Origin of the sequence: Pseudomonas sp. RIT-PI-a (genome assembly GCF_001187875.1) — a bacterium.
Taxonomy (GTDB): domain Bacteria; phylum Pseudomonadota; class Gammaproteobacteria; order Pseudomonadales; family Pseudomonadaceae; genus Aquipseudomonas; species Aquipseudomonas coleopterorum.
Genome location: NZ_LGIR01000015.1, coordinates 228,101 through 238,208, shown reverse-complemented (window position 1 = coordinate 238,208; position 10,108 = coordinate 228,101). Strand labels below are relative to the sequence as shown.

Genomic DNA, 10,108 nt, shown 5'->3' with positions numbered 1-10,108 from the left:
GGGGATCTGGATCTGCGGGTTTTGAGCTCAAGCGAGCCTGTGGTGTTGAAGGAGTTGGTGCGCACCCTCTTTCTGTTCTGCTACGCCCGCGCTTTGCGGCCGAGGGGGGAATTGCATTGGGGGTGCGGGGTGTCTGAGGGACCGCATGTACCGCCGACGCGGCTTGCGCCGCTGCTACAGGAGCGCGGGGCTGTGTAGCAGCGGCGCGAGCCGCGTCGGCGGTCGTGCGGTGTCTGTGGATTACCCTGAGGCGTTACAGGACTTCCAGCAGTTCCACGTCGAACACCAGCACGCTGTGTGGCGGGATGCTACCGACGCCCTGGGCGCCGTAGGCCAGTTCGCTGGGAACGTGCACGCGCCATTTGCTGCCGGCAGGCATCAGTTGCAGGGCTTCGGTCCAGCCGGCGATCACGCCGTTGACCGGGAACTCGGCCGGCTCGCCACGGTTGTAGGAGCTGTCGAACACGGTGCCGTCGGTCAGGGTGCCGTGGTAGTGAACGCGCACGGTGCTGTCGCCGGACGGCTTGCTGCCTTCGCCGGTGCTCAGCACTTCGTACTGCAGGCCACTGGCCGTGGTGGTGATTTCGGCACGCTTGGCGTTTTCCGCCAGGTACGCCTTGCCTTCGCCTGCTGCGGCTTCGGCCTTGGCCTGCTGCTCGGCCTGCATGATCTCGCGGATGACCTTGAAGCTGGCATTCAGCTCTTCTTCGCTCACACGGCTTTCATGGCCACGGAACGCGTCGGTCAGGCCAACCAGAATGGCTTCCAGGCTCACGCCCGGTGGCGGGTTGTCGCGCAGCTGGCCGCCCAACTGGCGGCCAATGCCATAGCTCACGCGGGTTTCGTCGGTCGACAATTGTACTTCGGACATCACACTGCTCCGCTGCGGGGCCGCGCTTGGGTCTTCATGCGGGGATGAAGGGCGCGCCCGGATAAAAGGGCGAGCAGACTAGCACACTGCGTGCCCGCACTTCAGCAGCGCGGGCTGTGCCAGCGCGCGGCACAGGTGGCCTCAGTGCTTGGTCAGCTTGTCCAGATAGCCCATGGCGAAAGCCGAGACGACGAAGGTCATGTGGATGATCACGTACCACATCAGGTACTGCGGCTCGATGTTCTTGGCATCCATGAACACGCGCAACAGGTGGATGGAGGAAATGGCCACGATCGAGGCGGCTACCTTCATCTTCAGGGAAGAGGAATCCATCTTGCCCAGCCAGCTGAGCTTCTCTACGCCATCTTCGATGTCCAGCTGCGAAACGAAGTTCTCATAGCCGGAAATCATCACCATCACCAGCAGGCCGCCCACCAGTGCCATGTCGATGAGCGAAAGCAGCACCAGAATCACTTCGGATTCGGCCATGGCGAAGATGTTGGGCAGGACGTGGAAGATTTCCTGGAAGAATTTCAGGGCCAGCGCCAGCAGTCCCAGCGACAGGCCGACGTAGATCGGCGCCAGCAACCAGCGCGAGGCGTACATGGCTTTTTCGATGAAGCGTTCCATTGAGACTCACAGGGTGGTGGTGGAAATTGGAGCCGATTATAGCCACGCGCAGGACAAAGCACGACGTGCGACGGTGTGTCGCAGCCGTGTGCAATGTAGGCGGATCAGTGTTCAGGGAGCCGGTAGCGAACGCTCGGCGTGCCACGTTGCCCGTTGAGTGCGCGCAACTGGCGTTGCAGGTGCACGGCCCACATCTGTGGGTCGTCACTGAGGCGGTAACCGTGCAGGGTAAGGCTGTCGACGATAGCCTCCAGCACCGCTTCGGCGGCCAGCCGACCGTGGAAAGGTCCCTGTGCCTTGAGTGCGCTGGGTTGCTCACCTGCCATGCCGGCAGCGAACAACAGGGTCCACAGTCCGTTGTCTCCGGCCAGCGGGCGAACGCTGCATTCGATCCGGGTCATCAGGCCCAGGCATTGACGGTTGAGGCTCAGGCTGCGGGCCATGGCCACCCTCCTCTGGCATACACCATTGCCCCGTAGAGCCAGGAGCGGCTCGCGAGGGGTCATGATTGGAGCATAGAAGGGATTGACCGCTGGCCCTGGTTCAGCTGACGGGTGGCTCGGCCCGCCAGCTGCAACGTGATTCAGCCGGGGTCTATACCGTTGGCCGGACCTCGACCAGTTCTTCCAGCGCCTGTTCCTTTTCGGCTTCCTTGAGGTCCTCTTCGCTGATCATTTCCGCGATGACTCGCAGCCGCTCCACCACACGGGCGTTGATGCTGCCCTCGGGGAATGCGCCGTTCTCGTCGGGCTCACCGGCAGGCTCGCCCGCCAGCAGGCTCAGCGCCTCGTCGGCCTGGCGCACGGCGTAGACATGGAACTTGCCGTCACGCACCGCCTGCAGGACTTTTTCGTCGAGCATCAAGGTGGCCACGTTGGCCTGGGGAATGATCGCGCCCTGCTCGCCGGTCAGGCCACGGGCCTCGCACAGACGGAAGAAGCCCTCGATTTTCTCGTTGACGCCCCCCACAGCCTGCACTTCACCGAACTGATTGATCGAGCCGGTGATCGCGAAACACTGCTTGAGCGGCATCTTCGAAAGCGCCGAGATCAAGGTGCAGGCCTCGCCCAGAGACGCGCTGTCGCCATCCACGTACCCGTAGGACTGCTCCAAGGCGATGCTGGCAGAAATGGCCAGGGGAAACTCTTGCGCGTAGCGGCTGCCCAGGTAGCCGGTGAGGATCATCACGCCCTTGGAGTGGATCGGTTGGCCCAGGTTGACCTCGCGTTCGATGTCGACGATGCCGCTGCCGCCCGGGTACACCGTGGCCGAAATACGCGCAGGTACACCGAACGCTGAATCGCCCACTTCCAGTACCGTCAGCCCGTTGCACTTGCCCACCGCAGCGCCGGTGGTGTCGATCAGGATGATGCCGGCCAGCATGTCGTCGAGGATACGCGCCGAGACTCGACCGGTGCGGGTCGCCTTGGCCTTGAGCGCGCGCTCGATGTGACCGGCGTCGGTGCGCTCTTCGTTGGCCAGGTGGCGGATGAAGTCCGCCTCGCTGACCAGCTGGAACAGATCACCGATGCGTGCCGACAGACGCCCCTGGTTTTCCGCCAGGCGAGCGCTGTAGGTGGCCAGGCGCGCGACGGCGTCACCGGTGAGCGGCGCCATGCCCTCCTCCGAGGTGCGCGTCTTGAGCAGTTGGGCGAACTGCTCAAGGCTTTCGTCGACCATGGGGATGTCTTCATCGAAGTCGACCAGGACGCGGAACATCTCCTGGAAGTCGGGATCGTGGTCCTGCAGCGCGTAATACAGCTGACGAGCGCCGATGATGATGACTTTCACCTGCAAGGGGATCATCTGCGGTGTCAGCGTGACGGTGGCCAGGCGTCCGAACTCGCCCAGTGGCGACTCCATCTTCAGCTTGCGCGATTGCAGGGCGCGCTTGAGCGCATCCCAGACGAAGGGCTCACCCAGCATCTTTTCGGCTTCCAGGATCAGGAAGCCACCGTTGGCGCGGTGCAGCGCGCCGGGGCGCAGCTGCTTGTAGGTGGTGTAGAGCGCGCCCTGATCGGTGCTGTATTCGATCCGGCCGAACAGGTTGTCGTAGGTAGGGTGCGGTTCGAACACCACCGGCGCGCCACCGCTCTGGTGGTGACCGACAACCAGGCTGGGGCTGTACTGTTCTTCCAGCAGCTTGCGGGCCTGGGCGTCGGCCTTGCTGTCGTCGACCAACTGCTCGACCACGGTCTTGAGCAGGTTGACCTGGATGGCCTGCAGGTAGCCGCACACGGCGGCGTTCTCGGCATACTTTTCCGACAACGGCGCCAGCAGCGGTTGCAGGGCCAGGGTGATGGTCTCTTCGTTGAGCTGACGCAACTGGTTGCTCGACTCGCGCTTCCACTGCGGCAGGCTGGCCAGTTCTTCGTTGAGACGCTCTTCCAGATTGGAAATATCGGTGTGAAAACGCTCGCGGTCAGCTTCGGGCAACTGGGCGAATTCGGCTTCGTCCAGGGCCTTGCCGTCGAGCATCGGAGTAAAGGCGATGTTGCTGCTGTCGCGATACAGGGCGATGTCCTTTTCCAGCGACAGCTTTTCGATCACATCCAGGGCGCGGTCATAGCGCTGATTGAACGCACGGTCGATGGCGCTCTTGCGTTGCTGGTAGGACGGGTGTTCGAACACCGCCGGGAAAGTCGCCAGCAGGTTGTCGATAAGTGCACCGATGTCGCCGATGAAGGCGCCGGCGCTGCCGGGCGGCAGTTCGAGGGCGCGGGGTTCGCGCGGCTCGTCGAAGTTGTTGACGTAGACCCAGTCGGCCGGGGTCTGCAGGCGCTTGCCTTCGGCCTTGAGGTAGCGTTTGACGAACGAGAAGCGGCCGGTGCCGGGCTCGCCCATGACGAACACGTTGTAGCCGGGACGCGGCATGGCGACACCGAACTGCAAGGCCTCGACGGCGCGTTCCTGACCCAGCACGCCGCGAAAGGGCTCCAGGTCGTTGGTGGTGGTGAAGTTGAACTGTTCAGCTGAAAACGGGCGGGTCAGTGCCTCGGGCGCAAGACGCAGGCTGGCAGCTACAGAATCGGGCATCGGGCATCCTTACTTCGGCGGGACAGATGCTGTCATTCTGGGCGCTTCTGTGGCGGCGGCGCAAGCTGCACCGGGGCTTGCCGGCCAACGCTGCAAGTTAGTCATTTCGTGCGGAACTGCAATGCTTGCCTAAACTCCAAGTTACGCGGTCGGCCCAATAACCGACCCGTCCTGGTTCGCCAGGCATTAGACCCTCAGTAAGCACATCAAAAAGAGAACAACGCTATGAAACGGATTCTGCTGGGTACTCTGTTCGCCGCCGTCTCGATCAACGCCATGGCGCAAGCGCCCGGTGGTCCGGATTGCGGTTGGGGCAACATGTTGTTCGAAGGCCAGCGCGGCACGCCTGCGCACTTCCTGGCTTCCACCACCAACGGCACTTCGGGCAACGCCACCTTCGGCATGACCTCGGGCACCAACGGTTGCTCGACCAACGCGGCACTGACCTACGGCGGTAAATCCTGGATTGCCATGAATGGCATGATGGACGAGCTGTCCGAAGACATGGCCAAGGGCCAAGGCGAAGCACTGACCACCTATGCCGTGGTTCTGGGCGTCGCTCCCGAAGACCGTGCCTACTTCCAGTCGGTCACCCACGAGCACTTCCAGCAGATCTTCAGCAGCGCCGACACCACCGCTGAAGACGTGCACAGCAACACCATCGCCGTTCTGAAAAACGATCCACGTCTGGCCAAATACGCCACCCAGGCTTAAGCTCGACCCGCCCGCTCCTTTCGGGGCGGGCATCCCCCCTTTTCCGATTTCGCCGAACTAGTTGCCGACCATGCTCAAACGCCTTGCCTCCCTGGCGCTCTGCGTGTGCGCCCCGCTGCACGCCGCTCCGCACATCGACGCTCAGCGTCTGCAACAATTGGCAAACGATCCCTACTGGATTTCCGTCGGCCACTACGAGCGCGGCAAGCTCGGCGGCTGGCGCAGCTATGTCGATGACCGCAAATTCTTTCTGGCCGACGACGGCGCGCACCATCCGGACGCCGAACTGCAGGCTACGCTGCAGGCAATCTATGCACCTGCGGCCACCGGCGACAAGCATGCGCAGTGTGTGTTTCCTGCGCGCACCCGCTGGCTGCGGCAACAACTGGGTCTGACTGACCTGCCGACCGTGGAGTGTGCCGAATTCACCAAGTGGTTCTCGGACGTGGCGCCCCACAGCGCCGTGCTGATTTTCCCGGCGGCGTACCTGAACAGCCCTTCCTCGATGTTCGGGCACACCCTGTTGCGCATCGATCAGGCCGATGTGCAGAGCAACAACACTGCCTTGCTCAGCTATGCGATCAACTTCGGCGCCTACGTCGAAGGCAGCGACAACAGCATTTTGTACGCCTGGAAGGGGCTGGCTGGCGGTTATCCGGGCTTGTTCGCCCTGGTGCCCTACCAGGAAAAGCTCTCCGAGTACCGCAGCCTGGAAAACCGCGACCTGTGGGAGTACCGGCTCAACCTCACACCTGAAGAAACCGGGCGCATGGTCGAGCATGTGTGGGAACTCAAGCAGGTGCAGTTCGATTATTTCTTCTTTGACGAAAACTGCTCGTATCGCCTGCTCGAACTGCTCCAGGTGGCCCGGCCGGGCCTGGACCTGACTTCGCAGTTCCCCCTGACCGCCATTCCCACGGACACCGTGAAAGCGGTGAAAGCGGCCGGCCTGGTCGAGAAGATCGATTACCGTGCGTCCCGCGAGCGGGAACTGCTCGAACGCGCCAAGCCGCTGGACAGCAGCGAGCAGCAATGGGTGCAGAAGATCGCCGCCGATACGGCGCAGATCGACAGCGAAGGTTTCCAGGCCTTGGGCAAGGACCGCCAGGCGTTGATCCAGGATGCCGCCTTTCGCTTGGAACGCTACCGGGCCACCGGCCAGGAGCGCGATCCGGCGCGGACCCAGCGCAGCTTCCAACTGCTGCGTGCGATCAATCGCAATCCGCCACCGCCGCTGGCCATCGACCGTCCCGGCTTGCCCGAGGACGGCCATCAGTCGCGGACCTGGAGCGCGGGTGTCGGCACTCGCGGCGATACCGCGTTCGCTGAGTACGGCCTGCGCATGGCCTATCACGACCTCAATGACAACGCCGAAGGCTTTCCGCTCGGCGCGCAGATCGAGATTCTCGGCCTGAAAGTGCGCCAGTACGAAGGCAACAAATGGCAGGTGCAGCAACTGGATCTGGCCACCATCCGCTCGCTGACGCCGCGCAACGAGCTGCTGCAGCCGCTGTCTTGGCAAGTGACCGGCGGTCTGGAACGGGTGCTGGGCAAACACGGTGACGAGAACCTGGTGTCCCATGTCAATGGCGGCGCCGGTGGCACCTGGCAGCTCAGCGAACAGGTGCTGGGCTTCGCCCTGGGCACGGTGCGGGTGGAGCACAACAACGACTTCGCCCAGTTCGTCGCGCCAGCGGCAGGGTTCAACAGCGGTGTGCTGTGGAAGAACGCCCTGGGCAACTTCAGCCTCGAAGGCAAGGGCGACTACTTTACCAATGGCGAGGTGCGCCGCAGCCTGAGCCTGAACCAGCAGTGGGAAGTGTCCCGCAATCTGGGGCTGCGGCTGAGCGCGCAACGCGATTTCAGCCATCTGAGCTCGCCACGCAACGAGGTCATGCTCGAGGTCAAGTGGTACCACTACTAGCCGGGTGCTTGGCTCTCCCTGGAAGCGTTCGAGGCAACGGTGGCGAATGCAACTATGACCGGATATTGCGGCCTAACCTGTACAAGCAGTGGTTACTGTAGGAGTCATGCTGGCTTGCGACACCTGGCTGCGGCCATGGGTTGTCTTTGGATTCGCGGCACTCCTGCGCTCAGGGCGATCAATACCGCCCCATAAGGGAGGAATATCATGAGCAGGGCATTCGTCAATGAAGACCACGCTGCCGCTCAGGCGACGCAACCCGTTGAACGCCTGATCAGCACCCAGCCCAACTACGTGACCGCCAGTGGGCTGGCCCAGCTGCAGGCGCGGGTTACGGAAGTGCAGATCCTGCAGGCCGAGCAGACGGCGATGGGCGAGCGCGCTGATCGTCAGCGCATGGCCGATCTGGAACGGGACATGCGCTACTACCAGCACCGCCTGCAGCACGCCCAGGTGGTAGCACCCATCACCTCTACGGCAAAAGTGCAGATCGGCAGCTGGGTCACCTTTGCCGACGATCAAGGTGTCGAGCAGCGTGTGTGCCTGGTAGGCGAGGATCAAGCCGATGCAGGCGTTGGCCTGATCAACTGGGCCTCGCCCCTGGGTCGGGCACTGTTGGGTGCGGAAGTGGGTGAAGAGCGCGTCTGGCGACGTCCGGCGGGCGATCTGACCGTGGAAATCACGAGCATTCAGACAGGGCCGTGAGCCCCTGACCGTCCACAGTCGTCAGACAAAAAAATGGGGCCCTTTTCAGGGCCCCATTTTCGTTTACGCCAGCTTCTTGTGGCGAACACGGTGCGGCTGAGCAGCCGCCTCGCCCAGGCGTTTCTTGCGATCGGCCTCGTACTCAGTGTAGTTGCCTTCGAAGAACACCGCTTGGGAGTCATCCTCGTAGGCCAGGATGTGCGTTGCCACGCGGTCCAGGAACCAGCGATCGTGAGAGATCACGATCGCTGCGCCCGGGAAGTCCAGCAAGGCTTCTTCCAGCGAGCGCAGGGTTTCCACGTCGAGGTCGTTGGACGGTTCGTCGAGCAGCAGGACGTTGCCACCCTCCTTGAGGGTCAGCGCCAGGTGCAGGCGACCGCGCTCACCACCGGACAGGTCCTTGACGAACTTCTGTTGATCGCCGCCCTTGAAGTTGAACCGGCCGACGTAGGTGCGTGAAGGGATTTCGTAGTTGCCGATGCGGATCTGGTCGGAGCCGTCGGAAATCTGCTGGAACACCGACTTGCTGCCGTCCAGGTCGTCGCGGCTCTGGTCGACACAGGCCAGTTGCACGGTTTCGCCGATTTCGATGGAGCCCGAATCCGGCTGTTCCTTGCCCATGAGCATGCGGAACAGGGTCGATTTACCCGCACCGTTACCACCGATGACGCCGACGATCGCGCCCTTGGGCATGGCGAACGACAGGTTGTCGATCAGCACGCGGTCGCCATAGCCCTTGGTGACGTTCTTGAATTCGATGACCTTGTCGCCCAAACGCGGACCGGCCGGGATGTAGATCTCGTTGGTTTCCGAACGCTTCTGGAATTCCTGGGACTGCATTTCCTCGAAGCGCTGCAGGCGCGCCTTGGATTTGGACTGGCGGGCCTTGGCGCCTTTGCGCACCCATTCCAGTTCTTCCTTCATGGCCTTTTCATGGGCCGACTGTTGCTTGGATTCCTGAGCCAGACGATCGGACTTGGCTTCTAGCCAACCCGAGTAGTTGCCTTCGTAGGGGATGCCGGCGCCGCGGTCGAGCTCGAGAATCCAGCCGGCGACGTTGTCGAGGAAGTACCGGTCGTGGGTGATCGCCACCACGGTGCCGGGGAAGTCGTGCAGGAAGTGCTCCAGCCAGGCCACGGAATCGGCGTCCAGGTGGTTGGTCGGCTCGTCGAGCAGCAGCATGTCGGGGGCCGACAGCAGCAGGCGGCACAGCGCCACGCGGCGCTTCTCGCCACCGGACAGGTGCTCGACCTTGGCATCCCAGGCCGGCAGGCGCAGGGCATCGGCGGCGACTTCCAGCTGGCGCTCCAGGTTGTGGCCATCGCTGGCCTGCAGGATGGCTTCCAGCTTGGCCTGTTCGGCGGCCAGCTTGTCGAAGTCGGCATCCGGCTCGGCGTAGGCGGCGTAGACTTCGTCCAGGCGAGCCTGGGCGTCCTTGATCACGCTGACCGCTTCCTCGACCACTTCACGCACAGTCTTGGTCGGGTCCAGCTGAGGTTCCTGAGGCAGGTAGCCGACGTTGAGCTCGGGCATCGGCCGGGCTTCGCCGTCGAACTCCTTGTCGACACCGGCCATGATCTTGAGCAGGGTGGATTTGCCCGAGCCGTTGAGGCCGAGCACGCCGATCTTGGCGCCGGGGAAAAAGGACAGCGAGATGTTCTTGAGGATTTCCCGCTTCGGCGGAACGACTTTGCTCAGCCGATGCATGGTGTAGACGTATTGAGCCATGGAATGAACCTGGATAAAGAAGGTGCGAGATAGAGGATGGAAGCTTGGGCCCCCGCAAGGTGTTCAAAGCTACCGGAATGCGGGAGTCAGGGCAAACCAGTGCGTGCCTGGGCGATGGTCTGCAGGGGTGGTGGATCGCGGCGCGGTACGGTGGCGTCTGCCGACGCGGCTTGCGCCGCTGCTACATGGACTGGGCACGCCTTGCGCGGTGCGCTGCGCCGCTACAGAAATCTAGCCGGGCCTGGGCGCTACAGCTTATAGTGCGCGGTGTAACACGCATGATTCATGTGCCCATGCCCGGGTACACGCCTATGCCTGCCCACGACTGTCATATCGCAGGATGTTCAGCTTGCCCAATCTCAATCAGCCGTCCTCCTTGCGCCCGCCTGTCCAGGGGTCAGGTACTCCGCTGCACGGCTCGTTGAAGGGCGCGCTGGCGCTTTTGGTATTGATGCTGCTGATGTTGCTGTTCTGGCAGCTGTTCGACCAGTTCCAGCGTA

General features: G+C 62.8%; 8 protein-coding genes and 1 pseudogene. 4 read left to right on the top strand and 5 right to left on the bottom strand.

Features of this window, described 5'->3' with window-relative positions; all coding sequences use genetic code 11:
* A pseudogene (locus AC788_RS22020) lies at nucleotides 1–198 on the top strand (hypothetical protein); the annotation flags it as partial.
* Between the two features lie 55 nt (nucleotides 199–253).
* On the opposite strand, the gene AC788_RS12615 reads toward AC788_RS22020, so the two are convergent.
* The 4 genes from AC788_RS12615 to AC788_RS12600 form a co-directional block, all read right to left on the bottom strand.
* Nucleotides 254–871: an FKBP-type peptidyl-prolyl cis-trans isomerase gene (locus AC788_RS12615; protein WP_049860939.1), complete on the bottom strand. Its 618-nt coding sequence runs from the start codon at nucleotides 869–871 to the stop codon at nucleotides 254–256.
* A 141-nt stretch (nucleotides 872–1,012) separates the two neighbouring features.
* Nucleotides 1,013–1,501 carry a TIGR00645 family protein gene (locus AC788_RS12610; protein ID WP_049860938.1) on the bottom strand — a complete coding sequence of 163 codons (489 nt, stop codon included), beginning with the start codon at nucleotides 1,499–1,501 and terminating at the stop codon, nucleotides 1,013–1,015.
* A 104-nt stretch (nucleotides 1,502–1,605) separates the two neighbouring features.
* A complete protein-coding gene (locus AC788_RS12605) occupies nucleotides 1,606–1,944 on the bottom strand; it encodes a PA4575 family protein (RefSeq protein ID WP_049860937.1) in 339 nt (112 codons plus the stop codon).
* A 151-nt stretch (nucleotides 1,945–2,095) separates the two neighbouring features.
* Nucleotides 2,096–4,537, bottom strand: coding sequence for a Lon protease family protein (locus AC788_RS12600; protein ID WP_049860936.1), 2,442 nt, complete (start codon nucleotides 4,535–4,537; stop codon nucleotides 2,096–2,098).
* A 225-nt stretch (nucleotides 4,538–4,762) separates the two neighbouring features.
* Here AC788_RS12600 and AC788_RS12595 point away from each other — a divergent pair, with 225 nt between their 5' ends.
* The 3 genes from AC788_RS12595 to AC788_RS12585 all read left to right on the top strand — a co-directional run bounded on the left by AC788_RS12595 (nucleotide 4,763) and on the right by AC788_RS12585 (nucleotide 7,880).
* Nucleotides 4,763–5,251, top strand: coding sequence for a DUF3015 domain-containing protein (locus AC788_RS12595; protein ID WP_049860935.1), 489 nt, complete (start codon nucleotides 4,763–4,765; stop codon nucleotides 5,249–5,251).
* 70 nt (nucleotides 5,252–5,321) lie between these two features.
* Entirely contained in the window at nucleotides 5,322–7,175 is a 1,854-nt protein-coding gene (locus AC788_RS12590) for an Lnb N-terminal periplasmic domain-containing protein (protein ID WP_049860934.1), read from the top strand.
* 207 nt (nucleotides 7,176–7,382) lie between these two features.
* Nucleotides 7,383–7,880 (top strand): GreA/GreB family elongation factor, encoded by a 498-nt coding sequence (locus AC788_RS12585; RefSeq protein ID WP_049860933.1) that lies wholly within the window; start codon nucleotides 7,383–7,385, stop codon nucleotides 7,878–7,880.
* A 63-nt stretch (nucleotides 7,881–7,943) separates the two neighbouring features.
* Here AC788_RS12585 and ettA read toward each other — a convergent pair whose 3' ends face one another.
* On the bottom strand, nucleotides 7,944–9,608 hold the full coding sequence (ettA, locus tag AC788_RS12580) for an energy-dependent translational throttle protein EttA (RefSeq protein WP_049860932.1): 1,665 nt from the start codon (nucleotides 9,606–9,608) through the stop codon (nucleotides 7,944–7,946).
* Nucleotides 9,609–10,108 lie beyond the last annotated feature (500 nt).

What these genes read in the sequence shown, in the direction of transcription:
- AC788_RS12615 (WP_049860939.1), bottom strand. Translation starts at nt 871, where the DNA reads ATGTCCGAAGTACAATTGTCGACCGACGAAACCCGCGTGAGCTATGGC.
- AC788_RS12610 (WP_049860938.1), bottom strand. Translation starts at nt 1,501, where the DNA reads ATGGAACGCTTCATCGAAAAAGCCATGTACGCCTCGCGCTGGTTGCTG.
- AC788_RS12605 (WP_049860937.1), bottom strand. Translation starts at nt 1,944, where the DNA reads ATGGCCCGCAGCCTGAGCCTCAACCGTCAATGCCTGGGCCTGATGACC.
- AC788_RS12600 (WP_049860936.1), bottom strand. Translation starts at nt 4,537, where the DNA reads ATGCCCGATTCTGTAGCTGCCAGCCTGCGTCTTGCGCCCGAGGCACTG.
- AC788_RS12595 (WP_049860935.1), top strand. Translation starts at nt 4,763, where the DNA reads ATGAAACGGATTCTGCTGGGTACTCTGTTCGCCGCCGTCTCGATCAAC.
- AC788_RS12590 (WP_049860934.1), top strand. Translation starts at nt 5,322, where the DNA reads ATGCTCAAACGCCTTGCCTCCCTGGCGCTCTGCGTGTGCGCCCCGCTG.
- AC788_RS12585 (WP_049860933.1), top strand. Translation starts at nt 7,383, where the DNA reads ATGAGCAGGGCATTCGTCAATGAAGACCACGCTGCCGCTCAGGCGACG.
- ettA (WP_049860932.1), bottom strand. Translation starts at nt 9,608, where the DNA reads ATGGCTCAATACGTCTACACCATGCATCGGCTGAGCAAAGTCGTTCCG.